This window comes from Gemmobacter serpentinus (genome assembly GCF_008973825.1).
GTDB lineage: Bacteria > Pseudomonadota > Alphaproteobacteria > Rhodobacterales > Rhodobacteraceae > Gemmobacter > Gemmobacter serpentinus.
In genome coordinates this window covers 40175-60607 of sequence record NZ_WCHR01000004.1, presented here as the reverse complement: position 1 = coordinate 60607, position 20433 = coordinate 40175, and the positions used below count along the sequence as shown (strand labels likewise).

Sequence of the window (20433 nt, the reverse complement as noted above, 5' to 3'; positions counted from 1 at the left end):
CGATGGGCATCAAGCGTTCTGCGCGGATGCTGTCTTCATTCATCTGTTCTCAAATATCCCGGGGGTCCGGGGGCTGGCCCCCGGAACGCCCGATCAGAATGCGATCCGGCTGCCGCCCTGGCGTGCGGAATCTGCGATGCCGTGAATGACCCGCTCGATCAGCAGCGCCTCGTCGAAATCGGGGCTGGCATGTTCCAGCCCGGCAATGCCGCGCAACAGCGCCGCGCATTCGATGACCTTCAGATCATTAAAGCCTAACTGATGCCCCGGTGCCGGACAGAACTCGCCATAAGGCGCGTGTGCCGGGCCGGTCAGGATGGTCTTGAACCCCTGTTCGGATTTCGGGCCGATATTCTGATAGATCTGCAGCTCGTTCATGCGCTCCTGATCGAAGACGATCATGCCTTGCGTGCCATGCACCTCGAAGCCGAGGCGCGATTTGCGGCCCCAGGCCGAGCGTGAGATCACCATGGAGCCCTGCGCGCCGGAGGCAAAGCGCAGAAGGACTGAGGCCGCATCCTCATTCTCCACCACGCCGCGCCCCGATCCGTCGGCCAGAGGCCGGGTCTCGTGGATGGTCTGCATATCGGCCACCAGCGAGGCAATCGGGCCCATCAGCCCGGTCGCCAGCGACACCAGATGCGTGCCGATATCGCCCAGCGCACCAAGACCCGCATCGGCCAGTTTCGCGCGCCAGCTCCAGGCCAGATCCGGATCGGCCTGATAATCCTCATCCACCCAGCCGCGGAACTGAACGACACGGCCAATCGCGCCCTGCGCGATCAGGCGCTGCGCATGGCTGAAAGCGGGGTTGCGCAGGTAATTATAGCCCACCAGCGTGACCACGCCCCTGGCCCGGGCGGCCGCGGCCATTTCCTCGGCCTCGGCCAGCGTCAGGGCCATCGGCTTCTCGCACCAGACATGCTTGCCGGCCTTGATCGCTTCCAGCGCCATGGCGTGATGCAGCCCGTTCGGCGTGGTGATCGAGACCACATCGATGGCAGGATCATTGACCAGCGCGCGCCAGTCATCGGTATGGCCCGCAAAGCCGAATTGCGCGGCCATCTGTGCGGCCTTGGCAGCGGGCGTCTCGCATAAAAGCCGCAGCTCGGGCCGTGCCACATCCCCCATCACACCGCCCATCACCGCCGTCACCGCCTGCCAGGCCAAGGCATGGGTCTTGCCCATGAAGCCCGTGCCGATTACCCCAACCCTCAGGGACATGGTTTGCTCCTCCTGCCGATGACCGGCGCGCATTCGTGTTGGAATATTTGTTCCACGCATGTTAGCCTGACGCAAGAGGGGAAGTGGAGAGGGCCGTCATGGAGATGAAAACCGCACCCGCGACGGTTGATGAGTTTCGTCAGCGTCTGGCAGAGCTTGCCGATACGCTGCCGAAACGCCTGCGCCAATGCGCCGATCACATCGCGGCCAATATCGACCGGATCGCGGTATCGACAGTGGCCGAACTGGCGGCGGGGGCTGACGTTCCGCCCTCGGCCCTGATGCGGTTTTGCCAGATCATGGGCTTTTCCGGCTTTTCGGAAATGCAGAAGATGTTCCGGGATGCCTATAGTCCGGGCTTTCCCGACTATGCCACGCGGCTGCAAAACCTGCGCGGTGGTGCCAATGGCAGCCCGGCGGCGCTGTTGGCCGAATTTGTCGAGGCCGGACGTGCCAGCCTTGAAATGCTGGCGAAATCGGCGGATGAGGCGGCGCTGGAACAGGCTGTGGCGCTGTTGTCGCGGGCGGAGACCGTGCATGTCGCGGGGTTCCGCCGTGCCTTTCCGGTGGCATCTTACCTGAGCTATGTCTTTGACAAGATGTCGGTCCCGTCGATGCTGCATGATGGTGTCGGCAAGCTGGATCACCGCCATGCGCTGCGACAGGGGGATGCGCTGGTGGCCATCACCTTCACGCCCTATTCCGAAGAAACATTGACAATGGCTGCCGATGCACAGGCGCGCGGCCTGCCGGTGGTGGCGCTGACCGACAACCTGACCAGCCCGCTTGCCCGCCATGCCGCCGCAGTGGTCACGGTGCCCGAGGTGGACTTTGGTGCCTTCCGCTCCCTATCAGCCACCATCGCCCTCGCCCTGGCCCTTGCCGTGGCCGTGGGCACCGCCCGCGACGGCGGCTGAAAGCGCCCATAGGAGATCGGGCCCTAAATTCTCGCTTCCTTCCCGAGCAAAAATGGAATAAATATTCCAAACAGGCGATGCGCCCCGAATCTCCGGGCGTAACGGGGAGGGAGAACAGGCCATGAAAAGGCTCGATGTGATCACGATCGGCCGCGCCTCGGTCGATCTTTATGGCGCACAGATTGGCGGGCGACTGGAGGATATGGGTTCCTTCCAGAAATATATCGGTGGCAGCCCCTGCAACATGGCGGCGGGCACGGCGCGGCTGGGGCTGAAATCGGCCCTGATCACCCGGGTCGGCGATGAGCATATGGGCCGCTTCATCCGCGAGGAACTGGCGCGCGAGGGGGTCGACACTACCGGCGTCATCACCGACCCGGAACGGCTGACAGCACTTGTGCTGCTGGGGATCCGCGACGATGCCCAGTTCCCGCTGATCTTCTACCGCGAGAATTGCGCCGATATGGCGCTGAGCGAGGCCGATATTGATCCGGGCTTCATCGCGCAGTCCCGCGCCGTGGTGGCAACCGGCACCCATCTGAGCCATCCGCGCACCGAGGCTGCCGTGCTGAAGGCCCTGCGTCTGGCGCGGGAGACCGGCGCGCAAACCGCGCTCGATATTGACTACCGTCCGAATCTCTGGGGCCTGTCCGGCCATGGCGATGGCGAGAACCGCTTTATCGAAAGCGCCGCCGTCACCGCCAAGCTGCAATCGACGCTGCACCTGTTCGACCTGATCGTCGGCACGGAAGAAGAGTTCCACATTGCGGGCGGCACGACCGATACCATCGCGGCTTTGCGCGCGGTGCGCGCGGTTTCTAAGGCCACGCTGGTCTGCAAGCGCGGTGCCGATGGCGCGGTGGCCTTTACCGGCGCGATCCCCGAAACCCTGGATGCGGGCGAGACCGGGCCGGGCTTCCCGATCGAGGTCTTCAACGTCTTGGGCGCAGGCGACGGCTTCATGTCCGGGCTCATCAAGGGCTGGCTGGATGGTGAAAGCTGGCCGGTCGCGCTGAAATACGCCAATGCCTGCGGTGCCTTCGCGGTCAGCCGCCATGGCTGCACCCCGGCTTACCCGAGCTGGGCAGAACTGCAATTCTTCCTGGAACGCGGTGTCGTGACCCCGGCCTTGCGCAAGGATGCCGCATTGGAACAGATGCATTGGGCGACCAACCGGCACGAGGACTGGTCGACCATGCGGGTCTTCGCCTTTGACCACCGTATGCAACTGGAACAGATGGAAGGCGCGACCAATGCCCGGATCGGGGCCTTCAAGGAGCTGTGCCTTTCCGCGGCGAAACAGGTGCAGGGGGGGCAACCCGGCTATGGCATCCTGTGCGACGGCCGCCTTGGTCAGCACGCGCTTTACAAGGCCGCGGGCAGCGGGCTTTGGATCGGGCGGCCGGTGGAGTGGCCGGGCTCGCGCCCGCTGACGCTGGAGCCTGAAATCGGCCCCGATTACAGCGGCTTGCAGGAGTGGCCTCTGGCGCATGTGGTGAAGGTTTTGTGCTTCTACCACCCCGATGACACGGCCGAGATGCGGGCAGAACAAGAGGGCGTTGTGACGCGGCTGTTCCATGCCTGCCGCCGCAACCGTCTGGAAATGCTGCTGGAGATTATCCCGTCCAAGGTGGCGCCGGTGAATGACGACACCTCGGCCCGGATCATCCACCGTTTCTACGAAATCGGGGTTTACCCCGACTGGTGGAAGCTGGAACCCTTCACTTCGGATGCGGCATGGTCGAAGGCCTGCGCCGCCATCACCGAACATGACCCGCATGTGCGCGGCATCGTGGTGCTGGGGCTGGATGCGCCGTCGGATCAGCTGGCGGAAAGCCTGGCGCTTGCTGCGCGCCATGATCTGGTCAAGGGCTTTGCCGTCGGCCGCACCATCTTTGCCGAGGCCGCGCGCGCCTGGTTGAAGGGCGAGATCACCGATGCCGAGGCCGTGGCCGATATGGCCGCGAAATATGAACATCTTTGCCGCGTCTGGGATGCGGCCCGTGCCAGGAAGGACATTGCGGCATGACGACGATCCGGTTGACCGCCGCGCAGGCCATGATGAAATGGCTCTCGGTCCAGATGACCGAAGAGGGCCAACGCTTCATCGAAGGGGTCTGGGCGATCTTTGGCCATGGCAATGTCGCAGGCATCGGCGAGGCGCTCTATCATACGCAGGATGTGCTGCCGACTTGGCGCGGCCAGAACGAACAGACCATGGCCCATGCCGCCATCGCCTATGCCAAGGCCAGCGGGCGCAGGCGGGCGATGGCGGTGACATCCTCCATCGGGCCGGGGGCGACCAATATGGTGACGGCGGCGGCGGTAGCGCATGTGAACCGCCTGCCGGTGCTGTTCATCCCGGGCGATGTGTTTTCGAACCGCGCGCCCGATCCGGTCTTGCAGCAGATCGAGGATTTCGACGATGGCACGATCAGCGCCAATGATTGCTTCAAGCCGGTCAGCCGCTATTTTGACCGCATCTCGCGGCCCGAACATCTGCTGACGGCGCTGCCACGCGCGATGCGGGTGATGACCGATCCGGCGAATTGCGGGCCTGTCACGCTGGCCTTCTGCCAGGACACACAGGCGGCCGCCTATGATTACCCGGCCAGCTTCTTTGAGCCCAAGGTCTGGTATATCCGCCGCCCCGAACCCGACCAGCGCGAGCTGGAGGCGGCGGTGGCCGCGATCAAGGCGGCCAAGAACCCGCTGATCCTTGTCGGCGGCGGCGTGATCTATGCCCAGGCCGAGGCCGATCTTCTGGCCTTTGCCAAGCGCCACAATATCCCCTTTGTCGAAACCCAGGCGGGCAAGGGCGCGATTGACTGGGAAGAGGCGCTGCATTTCGGATCGCCCGGCGTGACCGGCACCGGCTGCGGCAATGCCTTGGCGGCCAAGGCCGATCTGGTGATCGGTGTCGGCACAAGGTTCCAGGATTTCACCACCGGATCCTGGACCGTGTTCAGCGCGCCGGGGCGCAAGCTCCTGTCGATCAATATCCACGGCTATGACGCCGAAAAACGCGGCGCACAGCCCCTGGTGTCGGACGCGAAGGTCGCTCTGGCCAAGATCAGCGCAGGCCTTGGCACCACCCGCTTTGCCGACCCGGACTTCGCGGCGCGCGATGCGTGGTTTGCCACAACGGACGCGCTGCTGGCAGCCCCCGAGGGCAATGGCCTGCCATCGGACGCGCAGGTGATCGGCGCGGTCGCCCGTGCGACGGGCAAGCAAAGCCTTGTCATGTCGGCCGCAGGGACCATGCCCGGCGCGCTGCATGTGCTGTGGCGCGCGGCGGCGGGCGGCTATCACATGGAATATGGCTTCAGCTGCATGGGCTATGAGATTGCGGGAGCCATGGGCATCAAGCTGGCACAGCCGGATCGCGATGTGGTCTGCATGGTGGGCGATGGCAGCTATATGATGGCCAATAGCGAGCTGGCGACGGCGGTGATGATGGCCGTGCCCTTCACCATCGTGCTGACCGACAATCGTGGGTATGGCTGCATCAACCGGCTGCAACAGGGCTGCGGCGGCGCGCCCTTCAACAATCTGCTGGATGACAGCTATCAGGTGAACGCGCTGCATATCGACTTTGTCGCCCATGCGGCATCCATGGGGGCGATTGCCAAGAAGGTTGGCTCGGTCGCGGAACTGGAAGCCGCGATGGCGGAGGCGAAATCCGCCACCATCCCGACCGTGATCCTGATCGACACCGATCCGGCCCCCGGCACCGGGGCGGGTGGCACCTGGTGGGACGTGGCGGTGCCCGAGGTGTCGGAACGCGCCGAGGTTCGCGCCAAACGCGCCGATTACGAGCAGAACACCGCCCGCCAATGGCTGGGCAATTGAGAGCAGGATCATGATCTATTTCGGAACCAACCCCATCGCCTGGGCCAATGACGATGATCGCAGCATTGGCGAGGGTATCGCGACCAGCCGCATTCTGGACGAGGCCGGGCGGCAGATCGGCTTTGACGGCATCGAGAACGGCCATCGCTGGCCCGATGACCCCGAGGCGCTGCGCGCGCTTCTGGCGGAATACGGGCTGAAATTCATCTCCGGCTGGTATTCGACCGAACTGCTGATCCGGTCGGTCGAGGATGAGATTGCCGCCTGCCAGGCCCATCTGGCCAAGCTGAAACATAATGGCTGCAAGGTGATGATCGTCTGTGAAACCTCCAACGCCATTCACGGCGATGCGGGGCGCGCGGTGAATGATCGCCCCGTGCTGACGGCAGCGGAAATGGTGGATTTTGGCGCGAAACTCGAGGCCTTTGCCGCCTATCTGGCGGGCGAGGGCGTGACGCTGATCTATCACCACCATATGGGCACCATCGTCGAGACGCCTGAGGAGATCGACGCGCTGATGGCGGCGACCGGCCCCGCGACGCATCTGCTTTTTGATGCGGGCCATTGTGCCTTTGGCGGTGGCAACCCCGAAGCGGTGCTGGCGCGCCATATCGGTCGGGTGCGGCATTTCCATGCCAAGAACATCCGTCCCGATGTGGTGGCGCGGGTGCGGGCCGAGGGCCTGAGCTTCCTGCAAGGCGTGCTGGCCGGGGCCTTCACCGTGCCGGGCGATCAGGAGGGCGCTATCGATTTCGCGCCGCTGCTGAACCAGCTGGCCAAGGCAGGCTATGCGGGCTGGATCGTGATCGAGGCGGAGCAGGATCCGAATCTGCGCAACCCGCTGCTGTATCAGACGCTGGGGCTTGCGACGCTGAAGCGGCTTGCCGGTCAGGCCGGTCTGCTGTGACGGATGTCAGTGGCGGGGGTTTCACACCCCCGCACCCCCGTGGGATATTTTCAGACAGAAAATGAGGATCGCGTGATGAGTTCGCTGCTGCGCAAGCCCCAGGGCACCCATGGCAAGGTGCATGACGTGACCCCCGATAATGCCCATTGGGGCTATGTGGGCTTCAGCCTCTATCGGCTGGAACCGGGCGATCTGGTGTCGGAGGCGACGGGGGATCGCGAGGTGATCCTTGTTCTGGTCGAGGGGCGCGCGCGCCTGACCGCCGGGGGGCAGGATTTCGGCGAGATGGGCGGGCGGATGGATGTCTTCGAGAAGACCCCGCCGCATTGTCTATATATCCCCAATGGCAGCGACTGGTCGGCTGCAGCCACCACGCATTGCACGCTGGCGGTGTGCAGCGCGCCCGGCAAGGGCAATTACAAGGCCCGCCGCCTTGGCCCCGAAGGCATTGTGCTGACCGCGCGAGGCAAGGGTGCCAATACCCGCCATGTGAACAATATCGCGATGGAGGCGCTGGACGTGGCCGACAGCCTGCTGGTGACCGAAGTGTTCACGCCTGCCGGCAATTGGTCCTCCTATCCAAGCCATCGCCATGACGAGGATGACTATCCCCGCATGACCTATCTGGAAGAGACCTATTACCACCGGCTGAATCCGGGCCAGGGCTTTGGGGTGCAGCGGGTCTATACCGAGGATGGGTCGCTGGACGAGACCATGGCGGTGAAGAACCACGATGTCGTGCTGGTGCCGAAGGGCCATCACCCCTGCGGCGCGCCCTATGGCTATGAGATGTATTATCTCAATGTCATGGCCGGGCCGCGCCGGGCCTGGCGGTTCGAGAATGATCCCGATCACGACTGGATCTATCAGCGCGACCTGCAGGGCTGATCCGGCTTGCCAGCCCGGCTGCGCCCCGGCAAACAGGGGCGAGCACAAAAGGGGCGCGCAAAGATGGACCAGACCGATCTGCAACCGCTGCTGGATGCGGTGCCGCTGCCGATGATCCATGTCGGCAGCGATTGGCGTATCGCGGCCTTGAACGCGCCGGCCAAGACCCTCTTCGGTGCCGCAGCCCTGGGGCGGCATTTCGGCCTTGCCATCCGCAAGCCCACGCTGGTTGATGCGATCGAGACCGTGGGACGCGGCGCGCCGCGCCAGGTGCTGCGCGTCATGCTGACCCAGGCCGAACAGGAAAACCGCTTTGAGGTGACGGTGGCGCCGCTGCCGGGGGGCGGGGTTCTGGCGAGTTTCGTGGATACCACCGAGCAAGAGCTGGTCACCCAGTTCCGCCGCGATTTCGTGGCCAATGTCAGCCATGAGCTGCGCACACCGCTGACCGCCCTTCTGGGCTTCATCGAAACCCTGCAAGGCCCGGCGCGGGACGACGCTGCGGCGCGGGAGCGGTTCCTTGGCATCATGGCGCGCGAGGCCGGGCGCATGGCGCGGCTGGTGCGCGATCTGCTGTCATTGAACCGGGTGGAATCGCAAGAGCGTCAGCGCCCTGAGACACGCGTCGACCTGCAAGGCTTGCTGGCGGGTGTGGTGGCCACTTTGCGCCCGGTGGCGCAGGAGGCCCGCGTCGTTCTGGAACTGGACGCATCGGACGCGCCCGAGGGCGTGCGCGGCGACGGCGACCAACTGACCCAGGTGTTTCACAATCTGATCGAGAATGCGGTGAAATATGGTGGCAGCGGCGGCAAGGTTTCCATTCGGGTGCGCCGCCTGCGCGACCCGGCGGGGATTCGCGGGCAGGCGGTGGAAATCTCGGTGATCGATCAGGGCGACGGCATCGATCCGCAGCACCTGCCGCGCCTGACCGAACGGTTTTACCGCGTCGATTCGCACCGCTCACGCGAGAAGGGCGGCACCGGGCTTGGCCTTGCCATCGTGAAACACATCCTGAACCGCCATCGCGGGCGGCTCAGGATCGAAAGCGAGAAGGGCAAGGGCAGCAGCTTTTCGGTGTTGCTGCCGCTGGAGTGATCGCATCTGCGGCCATCATGGCCACGGACCCAGATCAGAGGCGGGCGATCCGTTCGGTCAGCAGCTCGAAAAAGCCCGCCGCATCCAGATCGCCGATGAACAGCGCATTGGCGGGCCGGTCGGTAACGCCCCACCAATCGGCCACCGTCATGCCGCGCGTCAGATCGGACTGCACCTCGATCTCGACATTGATGTGACGGCCCGAGAACAGCTCTGGCCGGATCAGCCAGGCGATGACGCATGGGTCATGCAGCGGTGCCCCTTCGGAGCCGTATTTCTGCATATCGAACCGTTCGAAAAAGTCGGTCCATTCCGCGACCATCCGGCCGGGTTCCGTCCCCATGGCGCGAAACGCCTCGATCCGGGGGCGGGTGGTCAGCGCCTTATGCGTGACATCCAGCGGCATGACCACGATCGGCACGCCGGAGCGGAAGACGATCTCGGCCGCCTCGGGGTCGACATAGATATTGAATTCCGCCGCCGGGGTGATGTTGCCGACCTCGAAATAGGCGCCGCCCATCAGGACGATCTCTTGCACCCGATCCACGATATCGGGGGCCTTGAGGAATGCCGCCGCGATATTGGTCAGCGGCCCGAGCGGGCAGAGCGTCACGGTCTTTTCCGGCTGCTGGCGCAGCGTGTCGATGATGAAATCGACACCGTGCTGCGCCTGCAGCGGCATCACCGGATCCGCAAGCTGCGGCCCGTCCAGCCCGGTCTGGCCATGGACATGTTCGGCGGTGACCAGGCGGCGCTTCAGGGGCGCGTCGCATCCGGCGAAAACCAGCGCCTCGGGTTTGCCTGCCAGTTCACAGATGATGCGGGTGTTGCGCTCGGTCAGCGCCAGCGGCACATTGCCCGCAACGGCGGTCAGCCCCAGCACCTCGATGTCTTCCGGGCTGGCCAGCGCCAGAAGAATCGCCACGGCATCATCCTGGCCCGGATCGGTGTCGATGATGATCTTGCGGGGCAGGCGGGTCATGGCAGTATCCTCAGTATTCCAGTTTGTTATTGCACCAACAGTTTGCCCGCTAACACGATCATTTGAAGCGGTTTTGGCGACATTGATGCGTCGCAATCGACATAACCTGCATGAGAACTGAACCCAAGTGACACCGCGCATTCAGCGCGAAGGATCATGCCCCGCCCGACGCTCTGCCACCGCCGGTTCCGCTCGGGTCGGCGGTGGCATCCGCGCGCAGGGCGAAAGCCGGATGGGTTGCAGGCTCAGCCGATGGTTAGGCCTGCACCCGGTCGGATTACGCAACGCACCGAACCCCATGCGCCGTTCTAACCCGCAATTCGTGACGATTATCTATCAAAATCCCTGCTTTGTCGCGGGGGAATGCAAGGTCAGATTCGCGCAGCCCTGAACGGGGCAGACCTGCACGGGTCGGCCAGAATGCAGAAAGGGGCCCGAAGGCCCCTTTCCAATCCGTATCCATAGGCGATCAGCCGTCGAAGTTGATCTCTTCCATGATCTTCAGCGCCTCGGCGCGGTGACCCGAGACATCGGTCAGCGCGATCGCGTCAGGGGTGAAGCTGCCCCAGCCCTGCACCAGCTCCGAGGCCGGAACGCCGGGCTTGACCGGGAATTCATTGTTGGTCTCGGCATAGATGCGCTGCGCCTCATCCGAGGACAGCCATTCCATCAGCTTCAGCGCGGCCTCCTTGTTCGGGGCCGATTTCGTCATCGCGACGCCCGAGATGTTCATATGGGTGCCGCCATTGTCGAATTTCGGGAAGACGATGCGCACGCTTTCGGCCCAGGGCTGTTGCTCGGGGTCTTTCAGCATCTGGCCCATGTAATAGGTGTTGCCGAGGCTGATATCGCATTCGCCGGCCCAGATCGCCTTGACCTGATCGCGGTCGCCGCCATCGGGTTTGCGGGCGAGGTTGGCTTTCACGCCTTCGGCCCAGGTCTTGGCCGCGTCAGCGCCATGATGGGCGATATAGGCCGAAAGCAGCGCGATATTGTAATCATTGGTGCCCGAGCGGATGCAGATCTTGCCCTTCCATTTCGGGTCGGCCAGATCCTCGTAGGTGGTCACAGCACCATCGGCCACGCGATCCTTGGCGGCATAGACGATGCGGGCGCGGGCGGTCAGGCCGAACCACTGATCGGCCTCATCGCGGAATTCCGCCGGGATATTGGCTTCCAGAACTTCCGATTGCACGGGCTGCGTGACGCCGGCATCAACGACTTGCTTCAGGCGCGCGATATCGACGGTCAGCACAAGATCGGCGGGCGAACGGTCGCCCTCGGCCTGCAGACGCTCGGCCATGCCCTTGTCGACAAAGGCGATATTGGTGATGATGCCGGTTTCCTTGGTGAAGGCATCCAGCAGGGGCTGGATCAGCTCCGGCTGGCGGTGCGAATAGATGTTCACCTCTTCGGCGACAGCAGGAAGCGCTGCACTGGCGAGAAGGGCGGCGAGAAGGGCTTTTTTCATGACAGTCCTCTATCGTCGTGGAATAGCTGCCATAAGCCGATCTTTTGCGCGCCGGTCAATGCCTGATGCTATCAGTCAGGATTTATTTTTCTCTGCTCTGGAAATGGCAGATCGGTTTCCCATATAGATGTTCCGTTCGGTTGCCGTCCAAAGCGACATGCGCCCCGATGGCCCAACCGCCCGCTGCGCGCCCATGGCAGGTCTGTACATTGCAGCCAGATGCCGGCCGTTCCAGTCACCCATTCTTGCGGGCCTTTTCCTCGGCTTTGGCGCGGTTCCACAAGGCATCCATCTCAGCCAGATCGCTGTCTTCGGGGCGACGCCCGCTTTCCGCCAGCCAATCCTCGATCCGATTGAAGCGGCGGGTGAACTTGGCATTCGCCGCGCGCAAAGCCGCCTCTGGATCGACGGAAAGATGCCGCGCGAGATTGGCCATCACGAACAGAAGATCACCAAATTCCTCTTCGACCTCGGCTTGGGTCAGGGTGTCGCGCGCCTCGACCAGTTCGCGCGCCTCTTCCGCAATCTTGTCGATCACATCCGAGGTGGAGGGCCAGTCAAACCCCACGCGCGCCGCGCGCTTTTGCAGCTTTAGCGACCGGGTCAGCGCGGGTAAAGCCAGCGCCACCCCGTCCAGCGTGCGGGCATTGCCGCGCTCTGCCGCCTTGATACGCTCCCAATCCACGCTTTGTTGATCGGGGCTTTTGTCGCGGCTCTCATGGCCGAAGACATGCGGATGGCGCGCGACCATCTTGTCACTGATCGCCTGAACCACATCGTTGAAATCGAACAACCCGCGATCTTCGGCGATGCGGGCATGGAAGACCGACTGGAACAGAAGATCGCCCAGTTCGCCCTTCAAACCCTGCCAATCCTCATGTGCGATGGCATCCGCCACCTCATGCGCCTCTTCCAGAGTATAGGGCGCGATCTCGGCAAAGCCCTGCTCGATATCCCAGGGGCAGCCATCGGGCGCCCGCAGCCGCGCCATGATTTCCAGCAAGCGATCCATACCCGCCGCACCATCATGCACCAGCGCGTCACTGGCTTCGCGGGGCAGGGGGCGTTGTTGGGGCATTGCGGTTCCTCCGAAATTAGGCTTCCCTCCGGGCTTAGCTTTGAAAGGCCTTTGGAGTCCATCATGCCTGTCCTGAACCGCATCGCCGATTTCGCCGAGGAGATGAAAGGCTGGAGACAGCACCTGCATCAATATCCCGAACTGGCCTTTGATTGCCATCAGACCGCGGCCTTCATCGTGGAGCGGCTGAAAGAGATCGGCGTGGATGAGATCCACCCCGGCATCGCCAAGACCGGAATCGTCGCGATCATCAACGGCCAAGATGGCGATGGCCCGACCATCGGCCTGCGCGCCGATATGGATGCGCTGCCGATCACCGAACTGACGGGGGCGGCCTATGCCTCCAGACATCCGGGCAAGATGCACGCCTGCGGCCATGACGGCCATGTGGCGATGCTGCTGGGGGCTGCGAAATATCTGGTCGAGACCCGGCGTTTCAAGGGCCGGGTGGCCCTGCTGTTCCAGCCCGCCGAGGAAGATGGCGGCGGCGGCGAGGTGATGGTGCAGGAAGGCGTGATGGACCGCTTTGCCATTAAGGAAGTCTACGGCATCCACAATGCGCCCGGCGTGCCCTTCGGCCAGTGGCAGACCAATCCCGGCCCGCTGATGGCCTCGGTCGATACGGCCTTCGTCTATCTGACCGGGCGCGGCGGCCATGGTGCCACGCCGCATGAATGCATCGATCCGGTGGTCGCGGTGGTGGCCATGGTGCAGGCGGTTCAGACCATCATCCCGCGCAATGTCTATGCGCTGGACGAGGCGGTGATTTCCGTCACCCAGATCCATACCGGCACCGCCAGCAACATCATCCCCGAAGAGGCAATGTTCTGCGCCACCATCCGCTGCTTCAAGCCCGATGTGCGCGCCATGCTGAAAAAGCGCATCTACGAGATCGTCGAGGGCCATGCGATGGCCTTCAACGTCAAGGCGCGGATCGATTACGAATGGGGCTATCCGGCGACGATCAACCATCCCGATCAGGCGGCCTTTGCGGTGGAAATCGCCAATGAGGTGACCGGCCGGGTCGAGGCCAACTCGCCCAAGGAAATGGGATCCGAGGATTTCTCCTATATGCTGGAGGCGCGTCCGGGGGCCTATCTGTTCCTTGGCACCGGGCCGGGGGCGGGGCTGCATCACGCGGCCTTCGATTTCAACGATGATGCGGCCCCCCTTGGGGCCAGCTTCTTCGCCCGCCTGGTGGAACGCGCCTTGCCGCTGTAAGGCGTGGAGGCCGGGCCGCAATGAAACCCGCGCTGCGCCGCAAGCTGGCCCATCCGGGCATTGCCTCCTTCGCGCTGGTTGCGATGGGCCGATCCGGCCCGCGCGACCTGGCGCTGGCCACCGTGCTGGCCATGGTGGCGGGGGCGGCCAATGCGGGGGGCTTTCTGGCGGTCGGGGCCTATACCTCGCATATGACCGGCTATCTCTCGCAATTCGCCGATCATCTTGTGCTGCTGGATTGGCGGATCACCGGGGTGGCCGGGCTGGCGGTTGCGGCTTTCATCTGTGGTGCGGGTTTCAGTGCCCTTGTCATCAATATCGCGCGCGCCCTTGACCGGCGCGTGCAATACGCGCTGCCACTGGCCATTCAGGGTGTCTTCATGGCCTGTTTCGCGACCGGCGGTTTGCTGACATCCGAGCCGGGGCGGCTGTTCGCCCTTTGGTGTCTGTGTTTCATGATGGGGATGCAGAATGCAACCATCACCAAGATCTCGGGCGCGCGGATCCGCACCACCCATGCCACCGGCATGATTACCGATATCGGGATCGAGGCGGGGCGGATGGTCAGCGGCTGGATGCTGCCACATCTTGGCCTGCGCCCCGACCTTGCCAAACTGCGCATCCTGTTGCAACTGGTCGGTGCCTTTGTCGCGGGCGGCATTCTGGGCGGCTTCGGCTTTGCGCAATTCGGCTTCCTGTTTGCGCTGCCGCTCTCCGCCATTCTTCTGGCCCTGTCGCTGCCCCTGGTTCTGGCCTGCCTGAGCCACCGCCCCGGCCGCAAGCCGCAGCCACCCGCGAAACCGTCTTGACAGCGCCGCCCCCGCGGGCATCCTGCCCGAACCCGGATCCGGCGCGTCTCCGAAGCCCAAATGACGACCGCTTTCTTCATCAGGAGCGTTCCCATGGCCTTGGAAGATGCCAAGAACGAGATCGACGCGGCCTTCACCCGCAAGGGCCCCTCGCGCGGCTATGCCTTTGAAAATGCCTTTGCCGGCGCCACCAGCTTTCTGCGCCGGACCTATACGAAAGACCTGACCGGGGTCGATGTCGCGGTAACCGGCGTGCCGTTTGACCAGGCGGTGACCCATCGCACCGGCACCCGTTTCGGGCCGCGCGCGATCCGCGAGGCCAGCACCCTGCAACCCTATGATCCACCGCATGGCTGGGGCACCGACCCGCTGGTCGATCTGACAGTGGTGGATTACGGCGATCTGGCCTTTGACTATGCCAAGGTCGCGGATTTCCCCGATCGGCTGACCGGCCATATCCGCACCATCCTGCAGGCGGGCGCGGCCAGCGTGACGCTGGGCGGCGATCACTACATCACCCTGCCCATCCTCAAGGCCTATGCAGAACGGTTCGGGCCGATGAGCGTGATCCATTTCGACGCCCATTCCGACCTTTGGGAAGATGATGATCTGAGCCGGATCGATCACGGCACCATGATGTACAAGGCGGTGAAAACGGGCCTCGTTGACCCCAAACGCTCGGTCCAGATCGGCATCCGCACCTTCTGCGAGGATTACCTCGGTATGAATGTGATCGATGCGCGGGAATGCCACGAGATCGGCGTGGCAAAGATCGTGGAGAAGGTGAAGGCCATCGTCGGCGATCAGCCGGTCTATCTGACCTTCGATATCGACGCGCTCGACCCGGCCTTTGCGCCCGGCACCGGAACGCCGGTCTGGGGCGGGCTGGCCAGCTGGCAGGCGGCGGCCATCCTGCGCGATCTGGCGGGGGTGAACATCGTGGGGGGCGATGTGGTCGAGGTCTCGCCGCCCTATGATACCACCGGCGCCACGGCGATCGCGGGGGCCCATGTCGCGCAGGAGATCATCTGCCTGCTGCATTGGGCAAAGACCAGACGCGGATGAAGTGGATCGTGCTGGTCACCTTTGGCCTGCCTTTGCTGGCGGCACTGGTCTTCATCGGCTTTGTGCGCCTGGCACCGGTGGATCCTGGCCGCTGGCATGTGGCGCTGACCGACCATCCCGCCAGCATCAAGCCCAATGATGCCAGCGCCTATGCGACGGGCGGCGACCTCGCGGCCCCGATCCTGCGCGACACGCCTGAAGTGGTGCTGGCCAAGCTGGAACAGATCGCGCTGGCCGAGCCGCGCCTGCGCCATGTCGCGGGCAGCCCGAGCGAAGGGCGGATCACCTTCCTGCAACGCTCGCGCCTCTGGGGCATTCCCGATTTCATCACCGCCGAGGCCACATCCGTGGCGGAAGGCACAAGGCTGGAGATGTGGTCGCGCGCGCGCTTTGGCTATTGGGATGGCGGCGCCAATCTGGCACGGCTGGAACGCTGGATCGCGGCGCTGCAGGATTGACCCGAGCAGGGGGGCTGTCTGCCCCCCACGGCCTTCGGCCTCCCCCCGAGGATATTTGTGAACAGATGAATGGAGGGCACGCATCTTTCATTCATCTGTTCAAAAATATCCTCGGGGGTGAATTGGGCCAAAGGCCCAAGAGGGGGCGGAAAGCCCCCTTTCCTGCCGCCAGAAGCCGGGAAATCACCGGCTAGGGCTTGCATTGCCCGGGGATGGCCTGTAAAGGCGCACACACTTCACAGGCGAGGCTTGGGCTGATGAGGGAGAAATCCTCAAAGGTCCGCCGGTTGGGTGCAAACCCTCAAGGCTTCGCCGAGGCGCAAACCGGAAAAGGAATTGGACATGGCGCTCCCCGAATTCTCGATGCGTCAGCTGCTTGAAGCTGGCGTTCACTATGGTCACCAGACCGCTCGCTGGAATCCCCGCATGGGCGAGTATATCTATGGCGACCGCAACGGCATCCATATTCTCGACCTGACGCAAACGGTTCCGATGCTGGACCAGGCGCTGAAAGTAGTGCGCGACACCGTTGCCAAGGGCGGCCGCATCCTGTTCGTCGGCACCAAGCGTCAGGCCCAGAAGCCGATCGCCGAAGCCGCCGAGAAATGCGCGCAATATTACATGAACCACCGCTGGCTCGGTGGCACGCTGACCAACTGGAAAACCGTGTCCCAGTCGATCCAGCGTCTGAAGCAATTCGACGAGCTGATGGCAGCCGGCGCTGACGGCCTGACCAAGAAAGAGCGTCTGAACATGGAACGCGAGCAGGCCAAACTGCAGGCCTCGCTGGGCGGCATCCGTGAAATGGGCGGCGTGCCGGATCTGCTGTTCGTGATCGATGTGGGCAAGGAAGACCTTGCGCTGCTCGAAGCCAAGAAGCTGGGCATCCCGGTTGTGGCCGTGGTCGACACCAACTGCTCGCCCAAGGGCGTGGACTATGTGATCCCGGGCAATGACGACGCGGCCCGTGCGATCGCCCTCTATTGCGACCTGGTGGCCCGTGCAGCCCTTGACGGCATGTCGGCCCAGCTGGGTGCCGCTGGCGTTGACCTTGGCGCGCTGGAAGAAGCCCCGGCGGAAGAAGCCGCCGAAGCCTGAGACCGGGTTTGATTCCGGGGCGCATCCTGATGTGATGCGCCCCGTCGCAATCGCGTTACCCGGCGGAACTATATCCGCCGGGTCCATTCGTTTCTGGGAGAATAGAAATGACGATCACCGCAGCAATGGTGAAGGAACTCCGCGAGTCGACCGGCGCGGGCATGATGGATGCCAAGAAGGCGCTGACCGAGACCAATGGCGACATGGAAGCCGCCGTGGACTGGCTGCGCACCAAGGGCCTTGCCAAAGCCGCCAAGAAGGCTGATCGCGTTGCCGCCGAGGGCCTGATCGGGGTCGCCGTGGGCAATGGACGCGGCGTTGCCGTCGAGATCAACTCCGAAACCGATTTCGTGGCGAAGAATGCCGATTTCCAGTCTCTGGTGCGCGAAGTGGCCAAAGTGGCCCTGCAAACCGGCGAATCGGTCGAGGTGGTGAAAGCCGCAGACCTGAATGGCGAGACCGTCGACACCGTCATCACCAATGCCATCGCCCGTATCGGCGAGAACATGACCTTCCGCCGCCTGCACGTTCTGGAAGGCACGACCGTCGTGTCCTATGTCCATAACGCAGCCGCCGAAGGCCTGGGCAAGATCGGCGTGCTGGTCGCGCTGAACGGCCCTGACGCCAAGGCACAGGAAATCGGCAAGCAATTCGCGATGCATATCGCAGCGACCAATCCGCTGTCGCTGTCGGAAGCCACGCTGGACCCGACCATCGTCGAGCGCGAACTGGCCGTGCAGACTGCCAAGGCGCTGGAAGAAAACGCCTCGTCGGCCAAGCCGAAGCCCGAACAGGTGATCCACAACAACATCATCCCGGGCCGGATGAAGAAGTTCCTCGCCGAAAACACGCTGCTCGGCCAGGCTTTCGTCATCAACCCGGACCTGACCGTTGAAGCCGCGGCCAAAGAGGCAGGCGTGGAAATCACCGGCTATGCCCGCGTCGCCGTCGGCGAAGGCATCGAGAAGAAAGAAGAAGACTTTGCCGCCGAAGTGGCCAAAGCCCTGCAGGGCTGAGCCACCCATCCGGTTTACAGTCGGAAAGGCGGTCCCACGCGGGGCCGCCTTTCTTCTTGGTGATCGGGGCCCTGGGGAAATTGGGCAGAACCGGCGGGGGCAAATGGAAACGGCGGTGCCCGTTTGCACAGACACCGCCGCCGCGACGGATCGCTCCATCGGAACATATCGCATCACGGCAGGGGACTGCCCTGAAACGATATGCGCCCAAGCCGGCAGGTTGAAGCCCGCAACCTGGACTCGGCGCTCCGCATAAGGCGCGGAATGCCATCATGTTCCTTAGCCGAAGCCACCACTCGGAACCGGGTCAAATAAGCACAAAACCGGCATGATATTAAGTCGTTTTTTTGCCATTATTGACCAGATGCCTGAAATTGCTTGGTTAATCTACCGACAAACTTGCGACCACCGCTCTGGCTGGCAGAGCGCGGCCGCGATCCGGGCCCGGATATCCGGGTTCCGCGATTCTTTCGCCCAATCCATGCCAGGGCGGGGCAGGGGGACGGGATCACCGGCGCGCCATCAGCGGAGCGGGATCACCGGGCCGCACGGGGTGCCACATGGGGGACGGCATGGGCCTTCGCGGTTTCGCAGCGCAATGCCGCGCGTGTTGCTGCGGTGATATCGGGAGCCAGACCCAGCATCGCGTCATAGGTGGTCAGAAACACCTTGCCCCCCAGCGATTGCAGGAAATGCGAGCGCGCCAGCCGATCCATCACCGGGCCACGCAGACTTGCCAGATGCAGCGCCACACCACCATCACAGAGCCGATGGTTCAGCGCCTCCAATGTCTCCAGGGCAGAGCTGTCGATGCCGTTCACCGCGCTGCAATCCAGAACCACATGGCGCAGCCCCGGCTGATCGGCCAACGCGGCCAGCAGCCGATCCTCCAGAAAACGTGCATTGGGAAACCACAGGCTTTCATCGATGCGGATCGCTAGCACCTCGGGCACCGTCACGACATTGTGGCGCGCGGTGTTCAGGAAATGCTCTGTCCCCGGCACCTGACCCAGAACCGCCATATGCGGCTGCGACGACCGCCATAGATGCAGCCCAAGCGAGACCAGAACGCCGGCACTGATTCCCGCCTCGACCCCGAAGCCAAGCGTGATGAGGATGGTGACCACCAGCGCCACGAAATCCCGACGGCTATAGGCAAAGGTGCGCCGCAGCGCACCCAGATCGACAAGGCTCAGCACCGCGACGATGATGGTGGCGGCCAGCGTGGCCTTGGGCAGATGGAAAAGCAGCGGCGTCAGCAGCAGCGCGGCCAGCGCCATCCCGATGGCGGTAAAGGCACCTGCCGCCGGGGTTTCGGCCCCCGCATCGAAATTCACCACGGATCGTGCGAAACCGCCGGTGACCGGGAACCCGCCCGAAAGCCCCGCGCCGATATTGGCCGCACCAAGCGCCAGCAATTCCTGATCGGGATCGATGCGTTGCCTGCGTTTCGCGGCCAGTGTCTGCGCGACCGAAATCGTCTCGACATAGCCGACCAAAGACAGAAGCGCCGCAGGCACCAGGATGGCGCGCCACAGATCCGGATCCAGCGGCGGCAAACGGGGCAGGGGCAGGCTGGCCGGAATATCCCCGACCTGCGGCACATTGAGCGCAAGCCCCCAAGCCGCCAGCGTGCTGGCCACCACCGCCAGAACCGGCGCGGCGCGCGCCAAGGCCCCGGCAACCTGGGCTCCAAGCCCCAGCCGCATCAGAAGCGGCTTCAGCCCGCGCCGTGTCCAGAACAGGAAGGCCAGCACCGGCAGACCGATCAGCAGCACCAGTGGCTGTGCCTGCGGCAAATGGGCGATGATGCCGGAGATGATCTGCGGCAGGGTCTCGCCGCGCACCGACAGGCCGAGAAGCTGCGGCACTTGCCCTGCAGCAATCAGGACACCAGATGCTGTGATGAAACCCGAAATCACCGGATGGCTGATGAAATTCGCCAGAACCCCAAGACGGAACAGTCCCATGGCCGTCAGCATCAAGCCCGATAGCAGCGCAAGCGCCACGGCGGCACCCAGATATTCCGCGGTGCCTTCGGCCGCCAGCGGCGCAATGGCGGCGGCGGTCATCAGGCTGATCACCGCGACCGGCCCCACGGCCAATGTGCGCGAGGTGCCAAAGACCGCGTAAAGCAGCAAGGGCGCGATGGAGGCATAAAGCCCGACCTCGGGTGGCAATCCCGCCAGCAGCGCATAGGCCAGCGATTGCGGGATCAGCATGATGGTGACGATCAGCGCCGCCAGCAGGTCATTGCCAAGGGCCTGCCGCGTATACTGCGGTGCCCAGTCCAGGATCGGTAGAAAACGGCGCATCCAGCCCCCGAGATTGACCTGGAAACCAGAGCTAACT

The 20433-nt window shown here is 63.8% G+C and carries 17 protein-coding genes; 12 read left to right on the top strand and 5 right to left on the bottom strand.

Annotated elements, in window-relative coordinates; all coding sequences use genetic code 11:
• Nucleotides 1-93: 93 nt before the first annotated feature.
• Nucleotides 94-1224 carry a Gfo/Idh/MocA family protein gene (locus GBJ34_RS01510; RefSeq protein WP_151717488.1) on the bottom strand — a complete coding sequence of 377 codons (1131 nt, stop codon included), beginning with the start codon at nucleotides 1222-1224 and terminating at the stop codon, nucleotides 94-96.
• Nucleotides 1225-1322: 98 nt separating this feature from the next.
• Here GBJ34_RS01510 and GBJ34_RS01505 point away from each other — a divergent pair, with 98 nt between their 5' ends.
• The 6 genes from GBJ34_RS01505 (at nucleotide 1323) to GBJ34_RS01480 (ending at nucleotide 8883) form a co-directional block, all read left to right on the top strand.
• Nucleotides 1323-2141 (top strand): MurR/RpiR family transcriptional regulator, encoded by an 819-nt coding sequence (locus GBJ34_RS01505; RefSeq protein WP_151717487.1) that lies wholly within the window; start codon nucleotides 1323-1325, stop codon nucleotides 2139-2141.
• A gap of 121 nt (nucleotides 2142-2262) precedes the next feature.
• Nucleotides 2263-4170 carry a bifunctional 5-dehydro-2-deoxygluconokinase/5-dehydro-2-deoxyphosphogluconate aldolase gene (locus GBJ34_RS01500; protein WP_151717486.1) on the top strand — a complete coding sequence of 636 codons (1908 nt, stop codon included), beginning with the start codon at nucleotides 2263-2265 and terminating at the stop codon, nucleotides 4168-4170.
• Entirely contained in the window at nucleotides 4167-5993 is a 1827-nt protein-coding gene (iolD, locus tag GBJ34_RS01495) for a 3D-(3,5/4)-trihydroxycyclohexane-1,2-dione acylhydrolase (decyclizing) (protein ID WP_151717485.1), read from the top strand. The genes GBJ34_RS01500 and iolD overlap by 4 nt, the downstream gene beginning before the upstream one ends.
• Before the next feature lie 10 nt (nucleotides 5994-6003).
• Nucleotides 6004-6900 carry a myo-inosose-2 dehydratase gene (gene iolE / locus GBJ34_RS01490; RefSeq protein ID WP_151717484.1) on the top strand — a complete coding sequence of 299 codons (897 nt, stop codon included), beginning with the start codon at nucleotides 6004-6006 and terminating at the stop codon, nucleotides 6898-6900.
• A gap of 75 nt (nucleotides 6901-6975) precedes the next feature.
• Complete coding sequence (iolB, locus tag GBJ34_RS01485) at nucleotides 6976-7788, top strand: 5-deoxy-glucuronate isomerase (protein ID WP_151717483.1); 813 nt, start codon at nucleotides 6976-6978, stop codon at nucleotides 7786-7788.
• Nucleotides 7789-7851: 63 nt separating this feature from the next.
• On the top strand, nucleotides 7852-8883 hold the full coding sequence (locus tag GBJ34_RS01480) for an ATP-binding protein (protein WP_151717482.1): 1032 nt from the start codon (nucleotides 7852-7854) through the stop codon (nucleotides 8881-8883).
• Between the two features lie 34 nt (nucleotides 8884-8917).
• Here GBJ34_RS01480 and GBJ34_RS01475 read toward each other — a convergent pair whose 3' ends face one another.
• From GBJ34_RS01475 to mazG, 3 genes are all read right to left on the bottom strand, one after another.
• Nucleotides 8918-9865: a nucleoside hydrolase gene (locus tag GBJ34_RS01475; RefSeq protein WP_151717481.1), complete on the bottom strand. Its 948-nt coding sequence runs from the start codon at nucleotides 9863-9865 to the stop codon at nucleotides 8918-8920.
• Between the two features lie 469 nt (nucleotides 9866-10334).
• Nucleotides 10335-11336 (bottom strand): Fe(3+) ABC transporter substrate-binding protein, encoded by a 1002-nt coding sequence (locus GBJ34_RS01470; protein ID WP_151717480.1) that lies wholly within the window; start codon nucleotides 11334-11336, stop codon nucleotides 10335-10337.
• A gap of 235 nt (nucleotides 11337-11571) precedes the next feature.
• The gene (gene mazG / locus GBJ34_RS01465) at nucleotides 11572-12348 is read right to left on the bottom strand and encodes a nucleoside triphosphate pyrophosphohydrolase (protein WP_226341014.1); all 777 of its coding nucleotides are present in this window, start codon (nucleotides 12346-12348) and stop codon (nucleotides 11572-11574) included.
• 129 nt (nucleotides 12349-12477) lie between these two features.
• On the opposite strand from mazG, the gene GBJ34_RS01460 reads away from it, so the two are divergent.
• From GBJ34_RS01460 to tsf, 6 genes are all read left to right on the top strand, one after another.
• Nucleotides 12478-13635, top strand: coding sequence for a M20 aminoacylase family protein (locus tag GBJ34_RS01460; protein WP_151717478.1), 1158 nt, complete (start codon nucleotides 12478-12480; stop codon nucleotides 13633-13635).
• A 20-nt stretch (nucleotides 13636-13655) separates the two neighbouring features.
• Nucleotides 13656-14444 carry a YoaK family protein gene (locus GBJ34_RS01455; protein ID WP_151717477.1) on the top strand — a complete coding sequence of 263 codons (789 nt, stop codon included), beginning with the start codon at nucleotides 13656-13658 and terminating at the stop codon, nucleotides 14442-14444.
• A gap of 93 nt (nucleotides 14445-14537) precedes the next feature.
• Nucleotides 14538-15509 carry an agmatinase gene (gene speB, locus GBJ34_RS01450; protein WP_151717476.1) on the top strand — a complete coding sequence of 324 codons (972 nt, stop codon included), beginning with the start codon at nucleotides 14538-14540 and terminating at the stop codon, nucleotides 15507-15509.
• Nucleotides 15506-15967, top strand: coding sequence for a DUF1499 domain-containing protein (locus tag GBJ34_RS01445; protein ID WP_151717475.1), 462 nt, complete (start codon nucleotides 15506-15508; stop codon nucleotides 15965-15967). The genes speB and GBJ34_RS01445 overlap by 4 nt, the downstream gene beginning before the upstream one ends.
• A 342-nt stretch (nucleotides 15968-16309) precedes the next feature.
• A complete protein-coding gene (rpsB, locus tag GBJ34_RS01440) occupies nucleotides 16310-17065 on the top strand; it encodes a 30S ribosomal protein S2 (RefSeq protein ID WP_192931072.1) in 756 nt (251 codons plus the stop codon).
• A 107-nt stretch (nucleotides 17066-17172) separates the two neighbouring features.
• Nucleotides 17173-18081, top strand: coding sequence for a translation elongation factor Ts (tsf, locus tag GBJ34_RS01435; RefSeq protein ID WP_151717473.1), 909 nt, complete (start codon nucleotides 17173-17175; stop codon nucleotides 18079-18081).
• A gap of 536 nt (nucleotides 18082-18617) precedes the next feature.
• Here the strand turns inward: tsf and GBJ34_RS01430 are convergent.
• The gene (locus GBJ34_RS01430) at nucleotides 18618-20396 is read right to left on the bottom strand and encodes a SulP family inorganic anion transporter (RefSeq protein WP_151717472.1); all 1779 of its coding nucleotides are present in this window, start codon (nucleotides 20394-20396) and stop codon (nucleotides 18618-18620) included.
• Between the last annotated feature and the right edge of the window lie 37 nt (nucleotides 20397-20433).

Excerpts from the sequence above, each read along its gene's own strand:
- GBJ34_RS01470 (WP_151717480.1), bottom strand. The coding sequence starts at position 11,336 with ATGAAAAAAGCCCTTCTCGCCGCCCTTCTCGCCAGTGCAGCGCTTCCT.
- speB (WP_151717476.1), top strand. The coding sequence starts at position 14,538 with ATGGCCTTGGAAGATGCCAAGAACGAGATCGACGCGGCCTTCACCCGC.
- tsf (WP_151717473.1), top strand. The coding sequence starts at position 17,173 with ATGACGATCACCGCAGCAATGGTGAAGGAACTCCGCGAGTCGACCGGC.
- GBJ34_RS01475 (WP_151717481.1), bottom strand. The coding sequence starts at position 9,865 with ATGACCCGCCTGCCCCGCAAGATCATCATCGACACCGATCCGGGCCAG.
- iolE (WP_151717484.1), top strand. The coding sequence starts at position 6,004 with ATGATCTATTTCGGAACCAACCCCATCGCCTGGGCCAATGACGATGAT.
- GBJ34_RS01510 (WP_151717488.1), bottom strand. The coding sequence starts at position 1,224 with ATGTCCCTGAGGGTTGGGGTAATCGGCACGGGCTTCATGGGCAAGACC.
- GBJ34_RS01505 (WP_151717487.1), top strand. The coding sequence starts at position 1,323 with ATGGAGATGAAAACCGCACCCGCGACGGTTGATGAGTTTCGTCAGCGT.
- GBJ34_RS01455 (WP_151717477.1), top strand. The coding sequence starts at position 13,656 with ATGAAACCCGCGCTGCGCCGCAAGCTGGCCCATCCGGGCATTGCCTCC.
- rpsB (WP_192931072.1), top strand. The coding sequence starts at position 16,310 with ATGGCGCTCCCCGAATTCTCGATGCGTCAGCTGCTTGAAGCTGGCGTT.
- GBJ34_RS01445 (WP_151717475.1), top strand. The coding sequence starts at position 15,506 with ATGAAGTGGATCGTGCTGGTCACCTTTGGCCTGCCTTTGCTGGCGGCA.
- GBJ34_RS01430 (WP_151717472.1), bottom strand. The coding sequence starts at position 20,396 with ATGCGCCGTTTTCTACCGATCCTGGACTGGGCACCGCAGTATACGCGG.
- GBJ34_RS01500 (WP_151717486.1), top strand. The coding sequence starts at position 2,263 with ATGAAAAGGCTCGATGTGATCACGATCGGCCGCGCCTCGGTCGATCTT.
- mazG (WP_226341014.1), bottom strand. The coding sequence starts at position 12,348 with ATGGATCGCTTGCTGGAAATCATGGCGCGGCTGCGGGCGCCCGATGGC.
- GBJ34_RS01480 (WP_151717482.1), top strand. The coding sequence starts at position 7,852 with ATGGACCAGACCGATCTGCAACCGCTGCTGGATGCGGTGCCGCTGCCG.
- iolB (WP_151717483.1), top strand. The coding sequence starts at position 6,976 with ATGAGTTCGCTGCTGCGCAAGCCCCAGGGCACCCATGGCAAGGTGCAT.
- iolD (WP_151717485.1), top strand. The coding sequence starts at position 4,167 with ATGACGACGATCCGGTTGACCGCCGCGCAGGCCATGATGAAATGGCTC.
- GBJ34_RS01460 (WP_151717478.1), top strand. The coding sequence starts at position 12,478 with ATGCCTGTCCTGAACCGCATCGCCGATTTCGCCGAGGAGATGAAAGGC.